This window comes from Aestuariibaculum lutulentum, from assembly GCF_032926325.1.
GTDB classification, from domain to species: Bacteria; Bacteroidota; Bacteroidia; order Flavobacteriales; family Flavobacteriaceae; genus Aestuariibaculum; species Aestuariibaculum lutulentum.
Genome location: NZ_CP136709.1, coordinates 2,025,318 through 2,052,142 on the forward strand (window position 1 = coordinate 2,025,318; position 26,825 = coordinate 2,052,142).

16 protein-coding genes and 1 tRNA gene are annotated in these 26,825 nt (G+C 32.7%); 14 read left to right on the forward strand and 3 right to left on the reverse strand.

Translation table 11 applies throughout. From position 1 onward, the window contains the following. Nucleotides 1-28: 28 nt before the first annotated feature. The 7 genes from R1X58_RS08695 to R1X58_RS08725 all read left to right on the forward strand — a co-directional run bounded on the left by R1X58_RS08695 (nt 29) and on the right by R1X58_RS08725 (nt 5,881). Nucleotides 29-1,936 (forward strand): ABC-F family ATP-binding cassette domain-containing protein, encoded by a 1,908-nt coding sequence (locus R1X58_RS08695; protein WP_240573570.1) that lies wholly within the window; start codon nt 29-31, stop codon nt 1,934-1,936. Nucleotides 1,937-2,035: 99 nt separating this feature from the next. Beyond that, a complete protein-coding gene (locus R1X58_RS08700) occupies nt 2,036-2,860 on the forward strand; it encodes a leucine-rich repeat domain-containing protein (RefSeq protein ID WP_240573569.1) in 825 nt (274 codons plus the stop codon). A 72-nt stretch (nt 2,861-2,932) separates the two neighbouring features. After that, entirely contained in the window at nt 2,933-3,109 is a 177-nt protein-coding gene (locus R1X58_RS08705; protein WP_240573568.1) for a CPXCG motif-containing cysteine-rich protein, read from the forward strand. Between the two features lie 65 nt (nt 3,110-3,174). Further along, nucleotides 3,175-3,247: transfer RNA gene (locus tag R1X58_RS08710), tRNA-Met, on the forward strand. A 55-nt stretch (nt 3,248-3,302) separates the two neighbouring features. Further along, nucleotides 3,303-4,643, forward strand: a complete 1,341-nt coding sequence (locus R1X58_RS08715) for a tyrosine-type recombinase/integrase (protein WP_240573567.1) — start codon at nt 3,303-3,305, stop codon at nt 4,641-4,643. Further along, nucleotides 4,640-5,317, forward strand: coding sequence for a hypothetical protein (locus tag R1X58_RS08720; protein WP_240573566.1), 678 nt, complete (start codon nt 4,640-4,642; stop codon nt 5,315-5,317). Before R1X58_RS08715 ends, R1X58_RS08720 begins: the two co-directional genes overlap by 4 nt. Nucleotides 5,318-5,344: 27 nt before the next feature. Continuing rightward, a complete protein-coding gene (locus R1X58_RS08725; protein ID WP_240573565.1) occupies nt 5,345-5,881 on the forward strand; it encodes a hypothetical protein in 537 nt (178 codons plus the stop codon). Nucleotides 5,882-6,167: 286 nt separating this feature from the next. On the opposite strand, the gene R1X58_RS08730 is transcribed toward R1X58_RS08725, so the two are convergent. After that, on the reverse strand, nt 6,168-10,280 hold the full coding sequence (locus R1X58_RS08730; RefSeq protein WP_240573564.1) for a two-component regulator propeller domain-containing protein: 4,113 nt from the start codon (nt 10,278-10,280) through the stop codon (nt 6,168-6,170). Between the two features lie 265 nt (nt 10,281-10,545). Here R1X58_RS08730 and R1X58_RS08735 point away from each other — a divergent pair, with 265 nt between their 5' ends. From R1X58_RS08735 to R1X58_RS08755, 5 genes are all read left to right on the forward strand, one after another. Further along, nucleotides 10,546-11,742 (forward strand): glycoside hydrolase family 88 protein, encoded by a 1,197-nt coding sequence (locus R1X58_RS08735; protein ID WP_240573563.1) that lies wholly within the window; start codon nt 10,546-10,548, stop codon nt 11,740-11,742. A 100-nt stretch (nt 11,743-11,842) separates the two neighbouring features. Continuing rightward, nucleotides 11,843-14,869 (forward strand): SusC/RagA family TonB-linked outer membrane protein, encoded by a 3,027-nt coding sequence (locus tag R1X58_RS08740; RefSeq protein ID WP_317292965.1) that lies wholly within the window; start codon nt 11,843-11,845, stop codon nt 14,867-14,869. Nucleotides 14,870-14,886: 17 nt separating this feature from the next. After that, nucleotides 14,887-16,563 carry a RagB/SusD family nutrient uptake outer membrane protein gene (locus R1X58_RS08745; RefSeq protein WP_240573561.1) on the forward strand — a complete coding sequence of 559 codons (1,677 nt, stop codon included), beginning with the start codon at nt 14,887-14,889 and terminating at the stop codon, nt 16,561-16,563. A gap of 203 nt (nt 16,564-16,766) precedes the next feature. Then, nucleotides 16,767-18,065, forward strand: coding sequence for a BNR repeat-containing protein (locus R1X58_RS08750; RefSeq protein WP_240573560.1), 1,299 nt, complete (start codon nt 16,767-16,769; stop codon nt 18,063-18,065). A gap of 62 nt (nt 18,066-18,127) precedes the next feature. Next, the gene (locus R1X58_RS08755; protein ID WP_240573559.1) at nt 18,128-20,143 is read left to right on the forward strand and encodes a DUF2264 domain-containing protein; all 2,016 of its coding nucleotides are present in this window, start codon (nt 18,128-18,130) and stop codon (nt 20,141-20,143) included. Nucleotides 20,144-20,314: 171 nt separating this feature from the next. Here the strand turns inward: R1X58_RS08755 and R1X58_RS08760 are convergent, their stop codons facing one another. Both R1X58_RS08760 and R1X58_RS08765 read right to left on the reverse strand, forming a co-directional pair. Beyond that, a complete protein-coding gene (locus R1X58_RS08760) occupies nt 20,315-21,301 on the reverse strand; it encodes a phosphotransferase (RefSeq protein WP_240573558.1) in 987 nt (328 codons plus the stop codon). Between the two features lie 195 nt (nt 21,302-21,496). After that, entirely contained in the window at nt 21,497-22,090 is a 594-nt protein-coding gene (locus R1X58_RS08765; protein ID WP_240573557.1) for an RNA polymerase sigma-70 factor, read from the reverse strand. Between the two features lie 126 nt (nt 22,091-22,216). Between R1X58_RS08765 and R1X58_RS08770 the strand changes: the two genes are divergently transcribed. Both R1X58_RS08770 and R1X58_RS08775 read left to right on the forward strand, forming a co-directional pair. After that, nucleotides 22,217-23,380, forward strand: a complete 1,164-nt coding sequence (locus R1X58_RS08770; RefSeq protein WP_240573556.1) for a FecR family protein — start codon at nt 22,217-22,219, stop codon at nt 23,378-23,380. 152 nt (nt 23,381-23,532) lie between these two features. Next, a complete protein-coding gene (locus R1X58_RS08775) occupies nt 23,533-26,823 on the forward strand; it encodes a SusC/RagA family TonB-linked outer membrane protein (RefSeq protein ID WP_317292966.1) in 3,291 nt (1,096 codons plus the stop codon). Nucleotides 26,824-26,825 lie beyond the last annotated feature (2 nt).

Consider the following 26,825-nt stretch of genomic DNA (forward strand, 5'->3'; position numbering starts at 1 on the left):
ACGGTTCTGTGATATAAGTTACAATTCTATGCTAAACATTCATAATTTATCGATTTCGTTTCAAGGCGAATACCTGTTTGAGGATATAACGTTTAAACTGGTTGGAGGTGATCGGGTAGGACTTATTGGTAAAAATGGAGCAGGTAAATCGACCATGCTTAAAATTTTAGCTCGAGAATTAGAACCAGATACGGGGCAAATTGCTTCCGATAAAGATTTAAAAATAGGATTTTTGAAACAGGATATCGATTTTATTCTTGGTCGTACTGTTTTAGAGGAGTCTTATCAGGCTTTCACCGAAATAAAGGAGTTAGAAGCTCAAATGGAACAGGTGAATGCTGAATTAGCCGAACGTACCGATTATGAGAGTGATGCATATCATCAGTTAATGATTGATATTAACGATCTGCAGCATCAATACGAAATACTTGGAGGTTACAATTATCAGGGAGAAACCGAAAAGATTCTTCAGGGCTTAGGATTTAAACGCGAAGACTTTAATAAACTTACCGATACCTTTTCCGGAGGTTGGCGTATGCGTATAGAATTGGCTAAGTTATTGCTTCAAAGTAATGATATTTTATTGCTCGATGAGCCTACCAACCACTTGGATATCGAATCTATTATCTGGTTAGAAGGGTTTTTAAAATCGTATTCTGGAGCTGTGGCCATCGTTTCGCACGATAAAATGTTTTTAGATAATGTAACGAATCGAACTATTGAGATTTCATTGGGACGTATTTACGATTATCCGAAACCGTATTCAAAATATTTGGTGCTTCGTGAGGAACTAAGAACACAACAATTGGCTTCTCAAAAAAATCAACAGAAACAAATCGAACAAACCGAGAAACTTATTGAGAAATTCCGCGCCAAAGCTTCAAAGGCAACTATGGCGCAATCGCTTATTAAAAAGCTGGATAAAATAGAGCGAATTGAGGTTGATGAAGATGATAACAGCGTAATGACCTTAAATTTCCCCGTATCTGTAACACCAGGAAAAGTAGTTGTAGAGACCGATAAGATTTCTAAAAGTTACGGGAATAATGAAGTGTTGCGTGAAGTAGATTTAATGATAGAGCGCGATAGCAAAACGGCTTTTGTTGGGCAAAACGGACAAGGGAAATCGACTTTAGCTAAAATTATTGTCGGCGATATTAAGCACGAAGGAAGTTTAAAACTTGGGCATAATGTACAGATTGGATATTTTGCACAAAATCAGGCGGAGTATTTAGATGGCAATAAAACCATTCACGATACGATGATTGATGCTGCTAATGAAACCAACCGCAGTAAAGTCCGCGATATTTTAGGATCGTTTTTATTCAGAGGCGATGAAGTTGATAAATATGTTCGTGTACTTTCAGGTGGGGAGCGTAACCGTTTAGCTTTGGCAAAATTAATGTTACAGCCGTTTAACGTGTTGGTTATGGATGAGCCCACCAACCACTTAGATATTAAATCGAAAAATGTATTAAAAGAAGCGTTAAAGCGTTTTGAAGGAACTTTAATTCTGGTATCTCACGACCGTGATTTTCTTCAGGGTTTAACAGATCGCGTTTATGAATTTAAAGATCATAAATTAAAAGAATATTTAGGCGATATCGATTTTTACCTTGAACAACGTAATGTTGAAAATCTTCGTGAAGTAGAAAAGCGTACAGTTGTAAAAGAAACACCTAAGGAAACAAAGCAACAATCTTACGAAGATCAGAAAAAATTAAAATCCTTAAACAATAAATTAAGTAACGTTGAAGCCAAAATTAACGATATAGAACGTAAGATTAAAGTTATTGATGCAGAGCTTCTAATTAATTATGAAGAGGTCACATCTAAACCTAATTTCTTTGACGATTATGAAAAGCTAAAGAACAATTTAGATAGCTTAATGGAGCAGTGGGAAGCTATTCATTTTGAGATAGAAGCCTTTGAATAGACTATTTGTTAAAATTTAATGCATTTCATCGAATAAATATGTTTTTAGTCTAATTGTTGTGTATATTCGTGTAAGAATTAATCCCAAATCAATTCGACCATGAAAAAACATTACATTTTAGTTCTAACACTTTTCGTATCAGTTTTTGCATTCGCAAAGGTATCACCAGGAGAAAAAGAGGCTTTAGTGGCCATTTATAATGCTACAAATGGTAGTCAATGGAATTCCACTTGGGATTTAAACACAGCTGTTGAAAAATGGTATGGTGTAAAAGTACAAGATGATAAAGTTGTTGAAGTAAACTTACAGTTTAACAACCTTCAGGGGTCATTACCAGCCGAAATAGGAAACTTGGTGAATTTGAAAAAATTGAATTTAGGATTCAATAAATTAACAGGAACTCTGCCTTCTTCAATTAAAAATTTACAGGAATTAACATCTTTAGAATTGTTTATGAATGGTTTTGAAGGTTCTATTCCTGAAGAATTAGGGCAATTAAAAAAGTTAGAGTCTTTAAAAATATACAGCAACAAGTTTTCAGGAACAATTCCGCAGGCCATTATGGGATTAACCAATTTAAAAGAGTTACTAATGGGAAGTAACTTTATTATAGGAACCATTCCAACTGAAATTGCAGCTTTAACGAAATTAGAAAAATTGAGTTTAATGGATAACAAGCTTGAAGGCGAAATTCCAGCAGAAATGGCTCAATTAAGAAACTTAGAAGAGTTAGTGTTATCAACAAATAAATTAACCGGAGATTTGCCTTTAGAGTTTATGAATCTTCCAAAGTTAACTACGTTAATGGTTAGTGATAACAATTTAAATAGAGAGTACGTTACAGTTTCAGGAAACAATCCTCCAGGTCTTATGTATTTAGATTTACAAAATTCGACCGCAACAATGGATATTGAAAAAGAATAGTAAGTTTTTGTTTAAATTAATTATAGTTTTAAGAAGTCAGCCTTGGTGCTGACTTTTTTGTATCTTAAAAGTATGATTGAATACTTTTTCACCTGTCCGTATTGCTGGGAACATATCTCAATGTTACTTGATAGTAGTATTTCGAGTCAGCAATATATTGAAGATTGCGAGGTTTGTTGCCAGCCAATACAGGTGAAATTAAATTTTTTTAATTCAGATTTAATTGACTTTCAGGCTACTAAAATTTAATTAAAATATTTTTCAAATATAAGTTTGCAGAACTTAAAAAGGATTGTATATTTGCACCACAATATCGCGGGATAGAGCAGTAGGTAGCTCGTCGGGCTCATAACCCGAAGGTCACAGGTTCGAGTCCTGTTCCCGCTACTAAGATTAAATTCTTTCAAAATCAACGGTTTAGTTCACTCTAAACCGTTTTTTTATGCATTTAATTAATGAATTACTTACATTTGGTTCTAAAACTGAACACGATTTAGAACACGATTTGGAACACAAAGCCCCATTTTCAATCCCAAAAATTTACGATGCCGATGGCGATTTAACGAAACGATGGTATGTTTATTTTTCCTATTTAGATCCTAAAACAGGAAAGATGAAACGTCAGAAAAACATCTATGGTCAAGTTAATCGTCATAAAACAAAGGAGGCACGTTATGCATTGTTAGCACTTTATAAAAAGCGTTTATTAAAATTATTAAAGGAAGGCTATAATCCTTTTGTTGATAATACGGAACATTATAAAGCCCAACAGCAAAAGGAACAAGAAGTCAATAAAGTTAAAGCTCCTGCAAAGCCAATCGAAAATAAAGCGGTTTTAAAGGAAGAAGAACCTAAGGAAGTACAAGAACCTTCAATGAGTTTAAAAGAGGCCTTAGACTATGCTTTAAAGCTTAAAAAGAATTTGGTGAGTGAGCGTACTTTAGTTGATTACACTAACCGTTGCAAACTCTTTGAAACTTGGGTAAACGAACATCATGCAGATATTAAAGGAATTGATCAGGTATCTAAAATGATGGTTGTAGCGTTTCTAAACGACGTGCAACTCAATACTTCTCCACGGAATAGAAACAATTACAGAACCTGTTTAAGTACCATATTCCAAACTTTAGAGGGGAATGAAATCATCGATAAGAACTTCGTTAAAAATATTCCGAAATTACAGTCCAATCCAGAGCGACATAAAACCTTTACTCAAAAACAGGAAAATGACATTTTTGAGCTTTTAGAGGATAAGGACCCAGTGCTATTACTTTTTATCAAGTTTATAGCCTATGTTTTTTTAAGACCTAAAGAAGTCTGTAGACTTAAAGTTGGTGATATTGATTTAGATGAAAATATTCTGAAGATAAAAGTTAAAACCAAAACATTAAAAACTAAAATTGTTCCTGAAATATTGCTTAAGGAATTAGAGAAGGTTTTAAAGGGATTAGATAAGGATACCTATTTGTTTACACCGAAAACATTTGGAGGAAAATGGGAAGCTTCTTTAGAGGCTAGACGAGATTATTTCAGTAAACGATTTAAAGCTGTCGTTAAAGATCATTTTGGCTTTAATCAGGATTATGGTTTATATAGCTTTAGACATACCTACATCACTAAAGTGTACAGAGCACTCGTAAAGGAGTCGTCACCATTTGCAGCTAAGAGTAAACTGATGCAAATTACAGGACACACCAATATGAACGCATTGGAAAAGTATTTGCGAGATATTGATGCCGAACTACCAGAAGATTATTCACAATTGTTAAATACTAAAGCATGACCCAAGGCAATGATTTAGAAGTGTTGGTACTAGGTATATACCGACCAAGCCTGTTTTATATTCCAAATAATATATTTCCGGATTTAACCCCGGAACAGGAAAAGGAATTTAACGACTATAGAGTAATAAATGCTGTAGGGGTTTTAAAAGCTAATGGTGATACCACCTATGCTAATAAATGCTCACCAACGGTTGAGCTGTTAAGCAAGCCAACCCAGCTTGAAAATAATGTATATCAGTTACAGAAGCTAAGAGACGAACTTTCAAAAGAGACATTTGATTATTTGCTTGGGGAATATCAAAAACATATACTTACCTGCAAGTATGTTTATGATTGGTTATTAAACAATACCAATGAAGCGATTAACGAAGTTACAAAGGAAGAATTAAGCTTGTTTAAACTACAACTGGATTGGATTAGTATTCATATTGATAAAGTTCAGGCTGTTTTCCGTTTAGATAGAAAACAAATAGAAGAAACTCCAGAAGAATTAACAGAACTACCTGCATCTGTTTTCAATAACAAAGTCTATAACAATATTTTAAAGATAGAGAACTTATCGAAAGATAAAGCCTCCAAAGCAAAAAAGACAAAAAAGGCAAATTTACCTAGTGAACAAGATATTGATGTTTATCTGTTAGAAACCGTATTTAATGTCAATTTCAAGGAATAAAATCCCACATAGCAACCCAGAGATATCATGAGCAAAAAATACCCAGTAAAAAATACTGATCCATCAGTAAATTTACGTCTGTCGCAAGAATTAAAAGATACCATACAAGCGGAAGCAGCTAAAAGGAATACAACTGTTTCAAAGTACTTAAGAGAATTACTTGAGAATATTTATAGTGGTGATTATTGCAGATATGAAACGCTAAAAGATAAGGTTGAAAACTTTTTGTTTTCCAAAGACTTCATACAGCTTGTTGTCTGGATTTATAGCAAACGCTATAAAAGAGAAAAAACAGAATCCAATGAAGATCTTGATAGGTATATCGCCACCTTAAAACAAGTTCATACTCATGTTCCGGATTATCTTGTTAGAGAGTTTGACAAAGTACTACAAGATGTTATGAAAGTAAGGTATGAAGAAAGTGAATATTCATATCAAAGTTTTCGGTTTTTAGAAACTAGTTTAGAAAAGGACAGGTTTGATTTAAAGCTGTTAGAACAGTTTCTTCTAGATGACGAAGCATTAAGAGAATTTGTGTTAGCAGAGACTAATAAATTGGGATAAAACATCGAAAACCAATCAAAATTACAACTAAAAAACTTGTGATATTTTATGTGATAAATTTGTGATAAAAAATTATCACAAAAATAAAAGTAGTCTGGTGTTGATGACAATTGTAGTCGAAAAACACTATTTTTAATAGGTTTTACGCGGTATTAGGTAGTTGCACCCATTATTGGGTGTTTTTTATTTGTGTGATACAAATGGTTTTTTTTATTTAGGATTTTGTTTCGAAGAAATTTTTATAAATTTCGAAGTAGGAATAGGATGCTGTCATATAAATTAAATATTAGGACTCATCAATTTTTGACGGTAGAATTCCATACTTTTCCTTAAATAGTTTTCTAAAATATTTTACACTATTAAATCCAACTTCAAAAGAAGCTTGAGAAACGTTTAGATTACTATGTTTTATTAAATTATAAGCTTTTTCTAATTTAATGTCTTGAATTAATTCATTTACAGTTTTTCCTGTAAGGGCTTTTATTTTTCTATATAAAGAAGTTTTACTCATTCCAATTTCATGGTAGATGTCGTTTATATTAGATTTGTTTTGAATAACATGTTCTAAAATAACTTGATTAAATCTATCTAAAAAAGCTTTTTCCGTATCGAGGAGGCTCTCATTTTCTAAACCTAAGATGGGTTTATCTGTGTTGTTGCTAAAATAATCTTTAAGTTTTAATCGATTTTTGATTAGGTTCTCTATTCGTGTTTTTAAAATTTTGGAATTGAAAGGTTTGGTTATGTAGTCATCAGCCCCTTCTTTATAACCTTCGTTAATTCCTTCAGTGTTTCCAATGGCTGTTAACAGCACAATAGGGATGTGGGATGTTGTTTGTTCTTTTTTCAGTGTTTTGCATAAATCGAATCCATCTTTTAGAGGCATCATAACATCTGAAATAACTAGGTCAGGAACGTATTTTATGGCTTTTTTTATTCCTTCAGCACCGTTCTCGGCAAAAATTAAATCATAATTATCGTTTAAAATATTAGACAAAAACAAAAGAATATTCTTGTTGTCATCTACAATAAGTATTAAACTTCTGTTTTTATCTGTATTTATTTTCGATTTTAATGATATTTCCTCTAAATCTTGATCTCTAATAGCCCAGATTTCTGAGGTTTCATTTAATACATTGGTATTTTCTTCTTCTAATATTGGTTTATAACTATCCTTTTGGGTTTTTTCGGTAAAGGCATCGAATGGAATATCAAGAGTAAAAGTCGCTCCATGATTATATTTGCTATTAACTTTTAAAGTTCCTAAATGTAATTCAGCAAATTGCTTTGATAAAGCTAAACCAATGCCTGACCCTTTTTTTCTATTGTTAGAATTGGATTGATAGTACCAATCAAATATATGTGGTAGGTCTTGTTTTAAAATACCTTTTCCAGAATCTGATACGGAAATTTGTACATGTTTATCAATTGAACGTAATATTACAATGACCGTTCCGTTCCTTTCCGAATATTTGAAGGCATTAGAGAGTAAATTATATAGGATTATCTCTATTTTTTCTATATCACACCAGATATAAATATCTTCTTTAGGTTTTTCAAAATTAAGTATGATGCCCCTGGATTTCGCTAGCGATTTATATTTGTTTAGAATTACAGAGATATGACTTGTTAAATTAGCTTGATCGATGGAAAGTTGATTAAGCCCAATTTCTGATTTTCTAAATTCTAAAAGTTTTTGAATGTTATTTAGGAGGTAGTTTGAGTTTGAAAGAACCATTTTAAGTTGTTCTTTTTGTTTCTTTTTTTCAACTTTCTCTATTAAATCTTCAATTGGAGCTATAATTAAACTTAAGGGCGTTTTTAATTCATGTGAGAAACTAGTAAAAAATCTTGCGCGTTCTTGATTTAAATCGTTTTCTAACTGACGCTGCTTTTTTTCAAAAATTAATGAATTTTTTAATTTGATACGTTCTGCATAATATTTGGTTCCAAACCAAATTAAAATAATCATTAAAGTTAAAAGCATAAAGTATGCTGTAGGGGTGCGCCAAAAGGGAGGCGTAATTGTAATTAACAGGTTGTTTGTAACAGTTTTTTCTGGATTTATTTCTCCTTTTACAATAAGATCATAATTCCCAGGAGGGAGTTTACTTAAATTAATAGAATTATTATTCTCAATATTAATCCATTGATTTTGATAGCCATTAAGTAGGTAGGAGTATTTTATGTTTTGAGAATGTGGGTACTTAAGAACACTAAAATCAATGGTAATCAAAGTCTGTTTGTGGTTGAAGATGACGTGTTTTAAATATGGAAGGGATTGATTTAATTGATCTTTAATCTTTTTTGGAGATATTTCAATTTTTTCATTAAATACTTTTATAGTTTCAAAAATTAGTGGTGTTTCTATTGTTGAGTTGAATAATTTGTCAGGATTAATAATATATAGACCGTTATTACTACCAAAATACAGTAAACCATTTTTAGTTTTACAGGCAGCACCAACATTAAAATCGCTTTGGGGAATGTTGTCAAACGAGTTTAAATTATTTATTGATTCTGTAGAAAGATTGAAATAACTTAGTCCATTGAAAGTACCTAACCATATTTCATTATCGTTTCTGTAGACCATATTATTTATGGTGTTATTACTTAAGCCATCCTTAAATGAATAATTTTTAACTTTTCTGCTCTTCGGATAGAGTTTAAAAAGCCCTTCGTAAGCAGAACCCATTAAAATTGTATTATCAGGTAAAAGTTCAATAGAGAATATGATGTTTCCATTGAGCCCCTCGGTGTTATCAGCTTTGAAAATTTCTTTAGATTTTGTCTTAGGGTTAAATTTTATAACACCATCTCCATAAGTAGCCATCCAAATATTGCCATTTTTGTCTTCGGTAAAATCTCGAATATCAATTTTGCCTAATTCAGAAATATAATCAAATTCATCTTTGGCTTCGTTGTACCAGTAAAGTCCGCCTCTGTTCGTGCCAATCCAAATACTTTTTTGATGATCTTCATAGATTGTATTTACTTTATATCCATTTTCTACGGATCCTTGAAGATACTTTTTTGCATTGCCAGATAAGGTATCAAGAAGATTAAGGCCTCCTCTGTAAGTTCCAATCCATATTCTTCTTTTACTGTCTTCTAAAACAGAATAAATATAATTGCTCGATAGACTTTTGGGGTTGGAAGTATCATGGGTAAAGTATTTAAATTTTCCTGTTTTTGGATTAAGTAAATTGACACCACCTCCATCTGTTGCAATCCAAATATCTCCATTGGAACCTTCAAAGATGTTTCTTATATAATTACAATTTATAGAGATAGGTGAATTTGTGAATTTTTCTTTGTAATGTTCTATAGGTGTGTCTTTGGGGTTTACAAAGTATAAACCAAAGCTAGTTCCAATCCACATACAATCGTCTTTGTCTCTTAATATTGAAGAGATTCCTCTACCTTGAAAATTATTACCGTTTTGGTTGGGTAAATACCATTTTATAAACTTATTACCGTTTTGATAAGTATTTAAGTTAATGATATTAATACCACCATTTTGGGTGCCAACCCACATATTTCCTTGATAATCCTGTTCGAAAGATAGAATTTCTTTGTCGCTTAAGCCTTGATGTTCCGAATCGCCAATATTAATATGTATTCTTTCTTGGTCTTCAGTGATTATTATAATTCCGTTTCTTGTTCCAATCCATAAATTCTCTTCATTATCCAAGAATAAGCAGTTTATTTTATTTAGTTCATTATTTCCAAGTGAGATACGTTGAACCGACTTGGTGTCATAGTTAATTTTATTTAAACCATTGTTAAAAGTGCCTACCCATAGAGTGTTTTTGTTAAGTAGTAAACATGAAATGTTGTTTGAAGAAAGACTGTTTTCTTTATCAGGGTCATGAGTTAAAATTTCACTGTTTTCTGCATTATAAGGGGGGAAAAATTGAACCCCTTCTCCATAAATACCTAAAATAATTTCTGAATTTCTCCCAAATTCAATGCAACTCAAACTTTCTCTTATTAATCCGTTTTTCTCATCGATTAAATTGAAAGATTCATCTTTAGGATTATATATGTTTATACCTTCTCCAGTAGCAATAAAGAGATTGCCTTTTGCGTCGAATTTTGATTGTTGAATGAAATTATAATTTAGGCTGTTTTCAGTGTTGTTTTCCTTTTTGTACTGATAAAAATTTTTCCCATTATACCTATTTAAACCATCGAAAGTTGAAACCCAGATGTATCCTAGAGAGTCTTGGGCTAAATCCGTAATAAGATTATTTGAAAGTCCTGACTCAACATTAAAGTGTTCAAATTTTAAATTTTTCTTCTCAGAAAATAAATTATTGTGTACGGAGTTTTGAGAGTAACAAACTACTTCAATAATGAGAAACACTAATATAATAATGTTGTTTTTTGATATCATTTGTTATTTTTCTTCAAAGTAAATGGGTTATTCAATGGAGGTTTTGTTTAATAGGTTATTTGTTTGTTTTTTAGTGATTTATACTTGTGTGGGTTTGTGTTGTTTTCCGGATTGGATCATTTGTACCCCAAATTTTAATCAATCGTGGACCTTCTATTTGTTATAGTTGTTACATTTTTGAACCAAAGCTTTTATAAGTGTTAAAAGTACTTTTAAAAATAGCTTTGACCAATTAAACCAAATTAAATATACATAAAACTAATAAATGAGAAAAAGTACTCCTTTTTATCTAGTCTTATTATTTGTAATCTATTCATGTGGAAAAAGTAATGTTTCAATAGATACTAAGATATATGAAACTTTAGAGCTTTCCTCAAAGCAATACAAATTTATGTCCCAAAACCTTCCAAAAGGTAGGTATCCCAAAACATTTGAAAATAATGCTTTAGAAACTAGTGGTTCTGGTTGGTGGTGTAGTGGATTTTACCCGGGTATACTGTTGTATTTAGACGAAATTAATGAAAATAAAACTTTTCAATCAGAAATAGAAAGGGTGCTTAATGATTTGAAAGTTGAGCAATACAATACTTCCACGCACGATCTTGGTTTTATGATGTTTTGCAGTTTTGGTAATGCACAACGTTTGAATCCAAATCCAAAGTATGAACAAATTTTAATGAATAGTGCGAAATCTTTGATTACGAGGTATGATAAAAATGTAAAATGTATTCGGTCATGGGATAGTGCTCCTTGGAATAAGGCAGATGAAAATGATCTTGTAGTTATCATAGATAATATGATGAACTTAGAACTTTTATTTTGGGCTACCAAGCATAGTGGGGACAGTTTATACTATGATATAGCAGTTGAGCATGCTAATAAAACGATGAAAAATCATTTCAGAGATGATTTTAGTTCATATCATGAAGTTATATATGATGAATCTACTGGAGAAGTAAAAGAACAAATTACTAATCAAGGAGCGGCAGATAATTCTTCATGGGCTAGAGGTCAATCTTGGGGTTTGTATGGTTTTACTGTTATGTATAGGGAAACAAAAAATCCAAAATATTTAAAACAAGCAGAACAAATTGCTAATTACATTCTGAATCACCCTAATTTACCTTTAGATATGGTGCCTTATTGGGATTTTAATGCCCCGAATATTCCAAATGAACTAAGAGATTCTTCAGCAGCTTCTATAAACGCTTCTGCATTATTTGAACTATCGACTTTCTTTACTGGAGAGAAACAGAAGCAATTTTATAAAGCTGCCACAAAAATTTTAAACAGTTTACTAACTCCCCAATATTTGGTACAGGATGAATCTCAAGGAGGGTTTTTATTAAAACATGGGTTGGGTAATATGCCTAATAAAACAGAGATAGATGTGCCCTTGACCTATGGTGATTACTATTTTATAGAGGCTATGGTGAGATATAAAAAATTAAAAAACATTTAAAATAAATAAATATGATGTGACAATTAAAGCAAAACCAACTCATGATTTTCTTATTTAGGAAATCAATTTATCAACAAACTCTAAATAATTAAACTAAAAAATGAAAGAAATGATTAGAAACAGAAGACTATGTTTTTATGGGTTTAAATGTAATTTATCCATATTATTAGTTTGTAGCTTCATTTTTCAAACGCAGGCACTTGAGACAAGTGAAACCAACCTGTTATATGAAGTGAAACAAGATCAACAAAACCAATTAAAAGGAACTATCTTTGACTCAAATGGCCAACCTTTACCGGGTGCAAATATTATCGAAAAAGGTACAGTAAATGGAACTCAGTCAGATTTTGATGGAAATTTTCAATTAGAGATTTCAGATTTAAATTCTACTTTAATTGTTTCCTATGTAGGTTTTAAAACACAAGAAGTTCAGTTAAATGGACAGTCTACAATTAACATCTCTTTAGTGGAGGATGCCTCAGCATTGGATGAAGTTGTCGTTGTTGGTTATGGAACACAAAAAAGATCTGATATTACAGGGTCTGTGGTTTCTGTACCCAAAGAGCGTTTATCCAATTTGCCCGTTTCAAATGTGTTACAAGCAATACAAGGTACTACTGCAGGTTTAAATATAACTCAAAACTCATCAGTGCCGGGTAGTTCTGCCTCTGTACAGGTAAGGGGTGTAAACTCTATTAACGCAGGTAATTCACCTTTAATTATTCTTGATGGAATTCCTTTTTTCGGAGTTTCAAATGACATAAATCCAAATGATATAGAGTCTATTGAGGTGCTTAAAGATGCCTCAGCTGTAGCGATTTATGGAACTAGAGGTAGTAATGGGGTAATTCTTATTACAACTAAGCGTGGTAGAAAATCAGATGGAAAACCAACAGTAAAATATAGTGGCTATGTGGGAGTAGAAGAAATAGCAAATCCACTTACTCCAATGGGGCCTGATGCTTATGTTCAAAAATATGCTGATTTTTTAAGTGCTAATGGATTAAGTCAAACTGCTGTTTTACCAAATTCATCTGAGGTAGAAAATTACGATGCAGGAATTACAACAAATTGGTTGGATGAGGCTACTCAATCGGGGCTAATACAAGAACATAATATTAGCTTGTCTAGTGGAAATGAGAAATCTCAATATTATTTTTCTGCATCACATCTTGATCAAAAAGGTGTAGTGAAAGGCTACAACTTTAAAAAGAATACGTTTAGGTTTAATGCAGATTCTGAAATAGTAGATTGGTTGAAAATTGGAACCTCGGCTTTCTTTTCTGAAAATAACTATAGTGGAGGTAGAGCGAATTTTCTTGAAGCTACAGCAATGAGTCCATATTCTGTTCCTAAGGATGATAATGGTGATTATATTATTTATCCAATGAGTCCAGAATTACTTTTTAGAAACCCATTGATAGGATTAACAACAGATAGAAAAGATATTACTCGTAATTTAACAGGTACAGGATTTTTAGAAATAAATCCAATTGAAGGATTAAAATATAGACTAAATGCTTCTTATACTTTTAATTGGGGTAATTATAAAAGCTATTCAGGTAGGGCTGCAGATGATAATAGTGGAACCGGTTACGTTTCTAATGCAGAAACAGGAAACTGGGTAATTGAAAATATATTAACCTATTCAAAAGATTTTGATAAGCATCATTTTGATTTAACCGCTCTTTATAGTGCTCAAGAGGTTGATTATTTTCAATCCGAATCCAGAGCTGTGGGTTTTGTTAATGATGGATTATCCTATTATGATTTAGCTTCGGGTACAACACAGTCTGTAAATTCTAGAGGAAACTCATATTCTTTGGTTTCTCAAATGGGAAGAATTAATTATTCTTATGATAGTCGTTATCTTTTAACATTTACAGCTAGAAGGGATGGCTATTCTGCATTTGGAGCTAATACCGATAAATATGGCGTTTTTCCTTCAGTTGCTTTAGGTTGGAATATTAAAAATGAAAGTTTTTTAGAAAATTCGGATGCTGTTAACGCTTTAAAATTGAGATTTTCCTATGGGAAAACGGGTAATCAGGCAATAGGTGTTAATCAAACGGCAACAATTGCTTCTAGTGTAAGGTTTCCTTTTGACGGGACTGCACTTACAGGTGTAAGGTACAACTCAATAGGAAATGCTAATTTAAATTGGGAATCAACAACATCTTCAAACATAGGGGTCGACTTTGGATTCCTTAACAATAGGATTTCTGGAACAGTTGAAGTATATAAATCTAAAACAGAAGATATTTTATTGAGAAGAAATATCCCTAATATTACTGGGTATGCAAATATTTGGAGTAACCTAGGTAGCATGCAAAATGAAGGTTTGGAGGTTACTTTAAATACAACAAATATTGAAACAAAGGATTTTTCATGGAAATCAACAATTAACTTTTCAACCTTTAGAAATGAAATTTTGGAATTATATGGTGATGGCCAGGATGATATAGGTAATAGATGGTTTATAGGGGAACCTTTAGGGGTGTTTTTTGATTATGAAAAGGAAGGTATCTGGCAAGAAGGAGAGGATATAGCTTCAGTAGATCCTATTGCTCAACCAGGAGATATTAAATTTAAGGATCAAAATGGAGATGGAAAAATTGATTCAGATGATAAAATTATTTTGGGAAGAACAACTCCAGAATGGACAGGAGGATTTACAAATACGTTTAGATACAAAAACATTAATTTAAGTATTTTTATTCAAACGTCACAAGGAGGGCTGAGAAGTAATAGAGATCTAACCTATGCTGATGAGGCTGGAAGAAGGAATCTGCCTGCTGATTTTAGATATTGGACCCCAGAAAATAAAGATAATTACTGGCCGTCGTTATCTGCTTATAAAAATTATAAAGGTTACGGTTTTCCTGAAGATTTTAGCTATGTTAGAATTAAAGACGTAAGACTAAGTTATGTTTTTCCTTCAGAAATACTAGATAAAATAGGGGTTAATTCTTTAACAGTTTATGCGGCAGGAAGAAATTTACACACATTTACCAAATGGTATGGATGGGACCCAGAAATTAGTTATGACTCTAGGGGAGCTGGAAATTGGACCAATAATTATCCTCAAGTAAGAACTATTTCTTTTGGATTAAACGTGTCACTTTAACATTAAAACTTACGAAAATGAAAAAACATATAATATATTTAATGGGGATTTGTGCGTTGTTTGTAGGAGCAAATTCTTGTCAAGATTCTTTTTTAGATGAAGAGGTATTGGATGCGCTCGCTCCAGAAACTTTGAATGACAAGCTTGGTTATGAGGCCGCAGCGATTGGACTTTATCATAATTTAAGCCAAGATTTCTATACAACAGATTGGGATCAAACTTTTCCAGGAATTTTTCATCTAGGGACAGATATAGTTTGGGCGCCTTCTGGTCGATCAAATGGTGCGGCAAGACCCTTTTTTGATTACACTCAATTGATTTCTGATGATTTTGGTTCCTGGAGGATTTGGTCTAGTCTTTACAGAATTATTAATAATGCAAATATTCTAATATCTAATGCAGAATCAGGTACAGCCGTTGGAATGTCTCAAAATGAAATAGACGCGTACAATGCTGAGGGGCGATTTTTTAGAGCTTATGCTTATAATATGCTAGCAACACTTTATGGAGGAGTTCCTTTGGTTACAGAGCCCATTGATGATGCAAAGACAGATTTTGTTAGAGCTACTTTACAAGAAGTTAATGATGTTATTGAGGCAGATTTAATTATGGCTGTGTCTAACTTACCTGAAGTTGATCAGGCTGTTCGTCAAGGGCGTGCAAATAAAAATATGGCTCGTCAGCTTTTGGCCGAAGTTTATTTAAGAAATGGCAAGCCGGATTTGGCTGAAGATCAGTGTGATGATATTATTGGTGGAGGTAAGTATACTTTGGTTAAAAATAGGTATGGAGTACGCTCGGGAGGTGATGGAGATGCTTTTTCAGATATGTTTTTATATGGTAACCAACGTAGAAATCAAGGAAACACTGAAGCTATTTGGGTGTTAGAGCAAGAAAACCCAACAGATGTGACTGGAGGAAGTACTGGTAATTCTCAATTTCGAAGAGTATGGGGAGGATCATACCATGATTTACCAGGTATGGTACCAACAGACACTTTAGGAGGTAGAGGGTTGGCTAGAATTAGATTAAACAACTGGGTTTTATATGATCTTTATGAAGATGATGATATGCGTAATTCTAAATATTCTATCCATCGTAAGCATTATTTCAATAATCCTGATGCTAAATATGATGCAATTCGAGGAACAGAAGTGCCATATGGAGAAGATGCAACATTCACACTGTCGGATGGAAGTGAGGTTAAAATATTTGCAGCTGACACTATTTATAAATACGCTCCTTATACTTTAAAATGGGGGCAGTTTGATAGTCGAAACGTGTTTGGTTATAACATGGTTAAAGATTTCATGATTATGCGCTTAGGAGAGACATATTTACTTAGGGCAGAAGCAAGATTAAAACAAGATAATTTTGATGGAGCTGCCAGTGATATAAATGTGCTTAGAGATAGAGCTAATGCACCTCTGGTTAGTGCAGGAGATATAACTCTAGATTTTATTTTAGATGAAAGAGTAAGAGAGTTATTGGGTGAGGAAAATAGAAGGATGACATTGGTTAGAACAGGGAAATTGGTAGAAAGAGCTCAAAATTTAAATGGTACTGGTCCAATTGCAAGTGGAAATATTGAAACCACTAACGGTATTCAGAATTATAATATGTTGTTACCAATTCCGCAAAGTGAAATTGATCTTAATAAAGATGCTGTTTTGGAACAAAACCCAGGGTATTAATATTATTTAAAACAAAATAATATTGGTTAGTTCAGAGTTTTAGTTTGGTTGAAGTAAAGGAGGTTAAACATCTCCTTTACTTTTTTAGAAACAATAGAAATTTATTAAGATTATTTTAAATGAATCCAGATATTATAAAGACCCAGTTGTCAACATAATTTTATACTCGGTAGTGAATATTGAAACCATGTTTATAGAAATAAATGTTTTTAAAATTTTTTAAATACTTCTTAATAATTTACTGTTCTATTTTTTTAGAATCCTGTTCTCAAAATGTAACATATTCTTATGTGGGAGAGGGCTGGAGTAAAAACTCGGTAAATACAGTTAAGTTTAGAAAAAATGCAATTACTACACATTCAGGTTACCAGTTTATTGCCTATTATAACCAAGAAAGTTATTTGGTTTTAGGTAAGCGACGCGTTAATAACACGATCTGGGAGATTAGTCAAACTCAATATCAAGGCAATACTAAAGATGCTCATAACGATATTAGTATAGTGGTTGATGGAGATGGGTATTTACACGTAAGTTGGGACCATCATAATACAAAATTGAGATATTCTAGAAGCAATGCTCCTTTAGGTTTAGATTTAGGAGAAGAACTATCCATGACAGGTATTCAGGAAGACAAAGTCACCTATCCTGAATTTTACAATTTGCCCAATGGGAATGTGCTTTTTTTCTATCGCTCTGGGGAATCTGGACGTGGAAATTTAGTGATCAATTCGTATGATTTAAAAACTAAGACCTGGTCACAAATACAAAGTAATCTTATAGATGGGGAAGATCAGCGTAGCGCCTATTGGCAGAGCACAGTAGATTCCAAAGGAGTGATTCATTTATCTTGGGTTTGGCGAGAAACCTGGGATGTTGAAACCAACCACGATTTATGTTATGCCCGTTCTTTAGATGGAGGTAAAACCTGGCAGAAGTCTACTTCCAAAGCTTATAGTCTGCCAATTACAGAGGCATCAGCAGAGTATGCCTGGAAAATTCCTCAAAATAGTAATTTAATAAATCAAACAGCAATGACTGCAGATGAAGAGTGTAATCCCTATATGGTATCGTATTGGAATTCAAATAATATTCCTCAATATCAAATAGTGTATTTAAAGGATAATAGCTGGAAAAAAGTAAACACAGGTTTTAGAACTGAATCCTTTCTTTTAGGAGGAGGAGGTACTAAAAGTATTCCTATCTCTCGGCCCGATATTTTAATAAAAGATGATGTAGTCGCTGTTCTTTTTAGAGATGAATCTAGAGGGAATAAAGTGTCATTGGCCTATTCTGATAATTTAGAAAGTAAAACCTCATGGGAAGTTATAGATCTAAGTAACACCTCTGTTGGCCAATGGGAACCCAATTACGATATCAATTTATGGAAAACCGAACAGAAGCTGCATATCTTTTATCAAGATGTAACTCAAATTGATGGAGAGGGTATTGCTAATACCAGTGCTTCTGCAGTGAAAATATTAGAAGTTAAGAATTTAAATTAAGCTAATAAATAATAAGTGGTAGTGCCAAGTTAATAAATCTTGTAAAATTTAAATAAAGTAGAATGAAATTAAATAAGATTCAAATAGGAATATTGTTAGTGTTGTCGTTTTTTTTTAAAGGTTTTTCACAAACCACTACCAATGTTTTTGAGATTGACAATCCTGATTATAAATTAAGCCCGTACACTGGAATGACTAAACAGCACTGGAAAGATGCAGCGTTGTATTTATTGGAAGGTGCTTTCAGTTATATAGAAACTCTTGATGACCCCATGAAATTTCCAAAACAACCTGGAAAAAGTTATCCGCATGATGAAGATCGTGTGCCAACCGAAAAACTGGAGGGCTTATGTAGAACTTTATTTGTGGCTGCACCATTGCTTAAGGATAATCCCGATTTAAAGGTTAACAACATAAATGTAGCAGATTACTACCGTTATCAAATAGGTAAATTAACAGATTCGAGCAGCGAATCCTATATTGTACCTAGACCAAAAAATGGAGGGGCAAGTCAGAATCTGGTAGAATTTGGAGCCTTGGCATTATCGATGCTTATCAGTCCGGATGTGCTTTGGGAACCATTACCCTATGAAACTAAAGACGCTTTGGCAAAAACCATGTTGAGTTACGGTGATGGACCTACGGTAGACTCGAACTGGAAGTTTTTCAACATTTTTGTTTTAAGTTTTTTTAAAGAACAAGGCTATTCCGTTAATGAAAAATTACTGGTTGAATACTTAGAGAAATCCCTAGCTCATTATCGTGGGCAAGGTTGGTATAACGATAGTCCGGCGTACGATTATTACAGCATGTGGGCGTTTCAGATGTATGGCATGATCTGGTCAGAATATTTCGGAAAGCAGCATTACCCGGAAATAGCTGATAAATTCATTACCAATTTTAAAGATTTAAAATACAATTATCCCTATTTGTTCAGTGAAGATGGAAAAATGATTATGTACGGAAGAAGTATTAGTTATCGGATTGGAGCTATTATTCCGTTTCCGTTGATGGGTTTAGAGGATAATATGCAGGATATTAATTTCGGGTGGATGCGTCGCATTTCGTCTGGAGTCATCAAACAATTTTTTACACATCCCGATTTTATGAAAGACCAAGTACCAACACTTGGGTTTTATGGTGCCTTTGAACCAGCGGTACAGGTTTACAGCTGTCGCGGAAGTGTGTATTGGATGGGGAAGGCCTTTTTAGGATTGTTAGTACCGGATGACAATCCGTTTTGGACAGCGACTGAAAATAATGGAGCATGGGATGAGACCTTTAAAAAAGATGAGGTTTACAATAACTTTCAGAAGGCTTCGGAAATTCTAATTACCGATTACCCAAATATTGGAGCTTCAGAAATTCGTGCGTGGTGTCATGAAAAGGTAAAGGACGATTGGCAAAAATTCCGTTCTACCGAAAATTACAACCGCCTGTCCTATAACAGTGCATTTCCTTGGCAAGCAGATGGTAAGCAGGGAGAGGTAGCAATGAATTATGTAATAAAAAATAAGAATAAGGATTGGGAACCATTCAGATTGTATACTTTTAAGAAGTTTGAAGACGGTGTTTATTACCGTGATGTTGTTTTAGAAAGTGATGAAAATATAAAATTCAATTTGGCCGATATTCCTTTAGCTAATGGTATTTTAAGGGTCGATAAATACCAAGGCAACCAACCTATAAACATGCGTTTAGGTCACTATGCATTACCTCGATTGAATTCAGAAATTATAGTAACAAGGAAGAAAATAGAGGGGAAGGAAGCTACCATTATAGATAACGGAATGTATCAATTAGCGTTAATTCCGCTAATGGGGTGGGATAAAACGGAGGTGCTTTTTACAACTGATTTACATCCTGAAAGCCAAAAAAGTACAATTATTAATGTGGTTGAAACGGAACAAATAACGGGTAAAGATTCTAAGGAATTTGTCACTCTGATGCTTTGGAAGCGATCTGGAGAGCAATGGACTGAAAATGAGCTAACACCGGTTAAGAAAATTAAAGTCATAGAAAATGGAGTTGTTTATCTTGAGATTAAACAACAGGGGGCAAAAAAGGTTCGTTTTTAATCAGTGGTTTTGATAATATAAATTCTGATTGGTTTAATGTTTTCAATAAACAATAAAAAGAATACATCCAGGATTTCAAAAAATCCATTTATAGATGTTTGATAGATAATATGTTTTTTTGTAAATGAAGTGTTAAAAAAAATAAGGCTTATATAGGTTTAATATATCACATTATTTATTATTGAAATTATGATATTCCAACCATAATTTTATTCTTTCAATCATCATTTTTAAATAATTTTCTGTCAGGAAAATATTAGACCAATCAAATCGTTGTGCTTGAACCCCAAGATAAAATATATAAATGGATGCCCCTGCTTCAGGTATAAGGCGGATTTCATTTTGTGTAAGGTTTCGAATATTGCTGTAGCCTTTAAAAAATGTCTCAATTTTTGATTCGTAAATCTTTTTATCAGATTCGATAAAAAAAAGTTGCATACAAAAATACCCAATGTCATAAATTAGTAAGCCATTCCCACAATTGTCAAAATCAAAGATTGTTATTTCATCATTACTATTTACACTAAAGTTATCATACCAAATATCAAGATGAACAATTCCTTGTTGAAATTCGGTTTGATTCACATTTTCAAATCTTTTAGATATTTCTATGCCAAGTTTTTTTAAATATTTCATTTCTAATAAATCCTCAGAAAAAAAATGTTTTAATTTATTATAGGAACGATTTAAAAGAATTTCTGAATCGTAGGTTATTCTATTAATGGTTTTATTTACAGTTGTTTTATGGAGATTAGCGATGGTAGATCCAATTTTAAAACACATTTCAATGTTTAAAAATCTCATTTTTTTCCCTTCCGCAAAAGAGAAAAGAACAATATAACGAAGGCCTTCAGGTGCATTTATTTCATGAATCATTTTGTTTTGTTTATCCAAAATGGGATAAGAAACAGGTAGATTATTTTCTTTTAGGAATTGTAATAATTTTAATTCCTCTTCGATTTCAATTTTAGTCCTCCAACTGTGTGAATAAACTCGAACAATATATTTACTTTTTGAATTATGAAAAAAATAGGTATGATTTACCCCAGTTCTGAATAAATCACATTCAAATGGTCCGTTCAGGCCATACTTAGCTGCCATGAATTCACCTAATTTATTGTCTGATAGGATTGAAGATAAAACAGGGAAATGTGACATTTAATGAAATTTAATTAAGTAATTCAAATATATTAAATTTTAAATACTTAACTTTTGGTAGATTGTCTCTATGTCAATTAAAATTAGACTATATTGAATTATCAATAATATGGATGTTTTTGGATTGCAAAACAATAGAAATACCAAATTACCTTGCTAATCAAAAGGAATTATTAGAATAGATAGATTACAAATCTATTTAAACTGTAGTTTTTTATATATTAAGCTAATAAAGAGGTTTAGTTTATCTTTACTGATTAGGCTTTTTCTTAGGATTTTATACGCCTTTCCTACCTGAACTTCAACAGTGTTTTTAGAAATTCCTAGTTGATCTGCAATTTGCTGGTATTTAAGACCTTCATATTTACTTAAAATAAATATCTCTTTGCATTTTTTAGGTAAGGTTTCAATCGCTTCTTGAAGAATTTTAATACGTTTTGATTTCAATTCGGTATCTTCTTCAATAGCTTCAATAATTTGATTGTATCTTAGGTCTTCAATTTTTTTGTTAAAAGTTTGATCTCGCCGTACTTTATCTAAAAACGAATTATAGATGACTCGGTAGAGATAGCCTTTAATATTATCTTTTATTTCCAGAGATTTTCTTTGTTCCCAAAGTTTTAAAAAAGCACTCTGTACCAGGTCTTCACTTAATTCGTGGTCTTTGGTGTATGCAAAAGTAAAAACACATAAATCTTCATAAAATAGCATATAGATTTCTCTAAAGGCTTCTTTAGAGTCTTTTTTCAAATCGTTTAAAAGTTCGCTATTTATTGGAATATTTTTCAAAGAAAACAGTTGGTTAACAAAAGAACGCAAAAAAAAGATAAAATAATTTAAAAAAAAAATAATGGTTTTTTAATATGTGTTCGTCTAATAAATATAACACAAAGAATTAATATCATATTCTAAAGAATGAGTCCGAAAGAAGCCAGAATAATTACAGTTAAGTTTTTAAATAATGAAGCCTCTGTAGCTGAGTTAAATCAGTTGTCACATTGGATTGAAGAGAACCCTTCCAATGATGTGGCTTTTAAAGAGTATTTGAATATTTATCACACACTGGATAAAAGACAGGTTTTCGATGCTATGCAGGCTTATAGAAAAACTGAAGCAATAATCAATGCAAAGCAAAACAGGAGTAAAGTATTCAGATTAAATATCTATAAATATGCAGCGGCGGCTGTTTTAGTTGGTGTTTTGTTAACTGCGTACCTTTTTAAACAAGATTCAATTTTCGGTAGTGATGATATGGTAACTCCTGTAATTGTTAATAATGCTATTAAGCCAGGAGCTAACAAAGCTATTTTAACACTAGAAGATGGTAAAGAAATCGTTTTTGAAAAAGGAGCAAGTTTGCAAACCAATAATGCAACCAGTAATGGTGAAAAAATAATTTACGAAGCTCATAAGGGGCAAGCATTAGCCTATAATACATTAACTATACCTAGAGGCGGTCAGTTTTTTGTGAAACTTTCTGATGGAACTCAAGTTTGGTTAAATTCTGAATCCCAATTAAAATATCCTGTAAATTTTACTGAAGGAGAGTCTCGTAAGGTTGAATTGGTATATGGTGAAGCATATTTTGATGTTTCACCAAGTACAGAACATAAAGGAGCTAGTTTCGAAGTAATAAATGATAACCAATTAGTTCATGTTCTTGGAACCGAATTTAATGTGAAGGCCTATAATGACGAAGATGAAGTTTATACAACATTAGTGGAAGGTAAAGTTGAAATATCTTCGAGTAAGGAACAGCATATTTTAAAACCAGGAGAACAATCTAGGTTAAATAAGAATGTCAATACCTTATCTGTTGAGGCGGTAGATGTTTACAGACAAATATCTTGGAAAGAGGGCATTTTTAGTTTCAAGCGAATGACTTTAGAAGACATTATGACCATTTTATCAAGATGGTATGATATGGATGTAGTTTTTGAAAATGAAGAATTAAAGCAAAGAGGATTCAATGGATCTTTAGGAAAGGAGCAACCTATAGAACAAATATTAGAGAATATTAAAAGTTTCGGAGTGATTAAAAACTATGAAATAAGAAACAAGCAAGTAATTTTAAAATAAAAAAGAGATCGAAGTCCTATCATTTGGCGGTGAACAAACTTCGTCTCTTTCAATTCGATGTATTAATTAAAACAAATGTCTAACTAACACAAAACAAATTTATGCAAAAATTAATTAAGATCCGTTCGCATACGCGAAAACGGTTCCTTCTAATGATTATGAGAACATTCATCTTTTTATTATGTACTGCAGTCTTTGGTATTAGTACTAATAATTCTTTCGCTCAGGATAAGGTAACTATTAGCGAAGATAAATTGGTGTCAATCGATGAGGTTTTCGATATAATAAATAAACAGACACATTATCACTTTATGTATCCTCAGGAATTATTTGAGAACTACCCTAAGGTACAGATTAAAAAGGGAGAAATTGATGTGTTTAAATTATTGAGCTACAGTTTAGGGTCAAAGGATTTTAATGTTGTTCTTTCTACAAATAATCAAATTATAATTAAACCTAAAGAAGATGGTCAACAGCAATTTGTTTCAGGTAGGGTTTTGGATGTTAACGGTGATCCCATTTATGGTGTATCTGTTGTTATAAAAGGGACAAAACAAGGTGTGTCTTCAGATTTTGATGGGAATTATGCAATTTCTGTTTCAAGTCCAGAAAATGTCTTAATATTTCAGGCTTTAGGCTTTAAAATGAAAGAAGTTCTAGTAGGAAGAAGTAAGAGAATTGATGTAACTCTGGAAGAAGATATTGAAGAGTTAGATGCCGTAGAAATTATTTCTACTGGTATTTTCAATAGACCTAAAACCAGTTTTACCGGAGCAGCTTCTGTAATCACTAAAGAGCAAATTAAATCTTTTGGTAACAGAAACTTACTTAGAACCTTAGCAAATATTGATCCGTCATTGGATATTCAGGAACAAAACGCTTTTGGTTCCGATCCCAATAATACAACGCTTTCAATAGAAATTCGTGGTGCAAAATCTATAACAGATGTAAGCAATTTACAAAACCAATCACGAGGACAGTTAAATACGCCGTTATTCCTTTTAGATGGGTTTGAAGTTAGCGTAGAACGTGTTTTGGATATGAATCAAAATGATGTAGAATCGGTCGTAATCTTAAAAGACGCCAGTGCCACAGCCATTTATGGTTCACGAGGTGCTAACGGTGTTGTAGTAATAACGTCTTCTAATCCGCCAAGAGGAAAATTAAGAGTATCTTACACTTCGGGGTTGAATTTTGAAATTCCAAACTTATCATCTTACGATTTACTTGATGCAAGACAAAAACTGCAAATCGAGAGTATAGCAGGTTTGTATACCGGAGAAACGGTAAATGAGCAAATATTACTAGATAACCTTTATAACCAGAATAATAAAGCCGTTCAGGAAGGTGTTAACACGAATTGGCTTAAAGAACCAACGCAGGTAGGAGTTGGTCAATATCATAGCTTAAGACTTGGTGGTGGAGATAAAGAGTTTAGATATGGGTTTAATGTGTCATACAACGGTATAACGGGAGCTATGAAAGGCTCAAAAAGAGACAATGTCAATGCCAGTTTAAATTTACAGTACCAGTTTAAAAAAGTTAGATTTTCTAACCAGTTAGAACTAGGGTTTAACAAAGGAACCAATAGTCCTTACGGAAGATTTTCAGACTATTATTATATGAATCCGTATTGGAGACCTTACGATGAAAACGGAGACCCTGTAATGTCTTATGATACATTTAATAATCAAGTTAAGTATAATCCGTTATATGATTCGTCTTTAGCTAGTTTTTCAACTACAGATTACAATAACATTCGTAATCAGACAGCGGTAAGTGTAAATTTTAATCAAAATTTAAAATGGGATACCAGTTTAGGTGTTACATTATTAAAAGGAGGATCTGATTATTTTAGTTCACCACTAAACTCGAGTAATTTTATTGCAGGTATAGCCCCATTAGATAGAGGTATCTATACACAAACATTTAGAGAAGAACGTTCCTATCAAATATCTTCAACAATAAGTTATGGAAAGACTTTTGGTAAACATATGTTGTACTTGGGAGGTAACGGACAGTTGATTCAAAATCAAAATGAGTCAACGACGCTTTCGGTTCGCGGGTTTACCAATGAAAAGCTAAATGATATTTCTAATGGTATTTCTTATACCGGTCAACGTCCGTCAAGAAGAGAATCTACGGTTCGTAGTGTAGGTTTAACAGGAACCCTAAACTATAATTACGACAATAGATATTTTGTTGAAGGATCGGCGAGATTGGATGGAGCGTCATCATTTGGATTAGAAAGTAGATATGCGCCTTTTTATTCATTTGGAGCTGCCTGGGATTTAGGTCAGGAGAAATTTATTAAGGAAAATATCTCTAAAATAGATAGAATCAAGTTTAGATATTCTTACGGAGTTACAGGTTCATTAAACTTCTCAGCATATCAGGCATTATCAACCTATTCTTACGATACGACGTCGCAATATTCTAATATTACAGGAATGACTTTATTGGCTTTAGGAAACCCTAATTTAGAGTGGCAAAATACTAAGCAACACAACTTTGGTTTAGATTTTCAAGCTTTTGATAATAGAATTGGTATGACTGTGAATTATTATAGAATTAATACTCATAACCTTATTGGAGAAGCGTCTCTACCTTATTCTAATGGATATACATCTTACACAGAAAACTTTGGTACGGTTAGAAACGTTGGGTATGATGCTAATTTAAGTGTTAATGTAGTAAGAGATTTAGACAATCAATTCTCATGGTATGTAACAACTGGGGTGTACAGTAATAAAAACACTTTAGTGAAATTATCTGATGCTATTAAAGAAGCTAATGAGCAATGGGAGGGTCAAAACTATAGTAATGGCACGTTTTATCAATATAGAGAAGGGGAATCTACAGATGCACTTTATGTTTTGAAATCGCCAGGTGTAGACCCCCTTACAGGTCAGGTACTTTACGAAGATCCAGAAACAGGGAATGTTTACACTTCGGTTCAGGAAGGTTTGAGAAAAATTTCGGTAGGCAACACACTTCCAAAAATTAATGGTAGAATAACCTCTTCTTTGCGTTATAAGGGTTGGATGATGGATATAGGTTTTTCTTATAGATTAGGAGCCAAAAAGTTAAATAATTCATTGTTGCGTGTAGAAAATGCGTATGTTGCAAATAACATGGATGCCAGAGTTTTAGGAACACGATGGCAGCAACCAGGAGACATAACAGCTTTTAAGAGTATTTCCAGTGATGAATCAACTTATCCAAATGATCGATTTGTTTTCACTGAACGAGCATTTGCTTTAAGCTCGGTTAATTTGAGTTACCAATTCCCGCAAAAGGTATTAGACTATTTTAAAGTGAAACAGTTAAGTCTAACCAGTTCAATTTCAGATGTGTTTTACCTGTCTAATATTAGCACAGAACGTGGAACAGACTACCCGTATTCGATAAGACCTCAGTTAAACTTATCAGTAACCTTTTAATT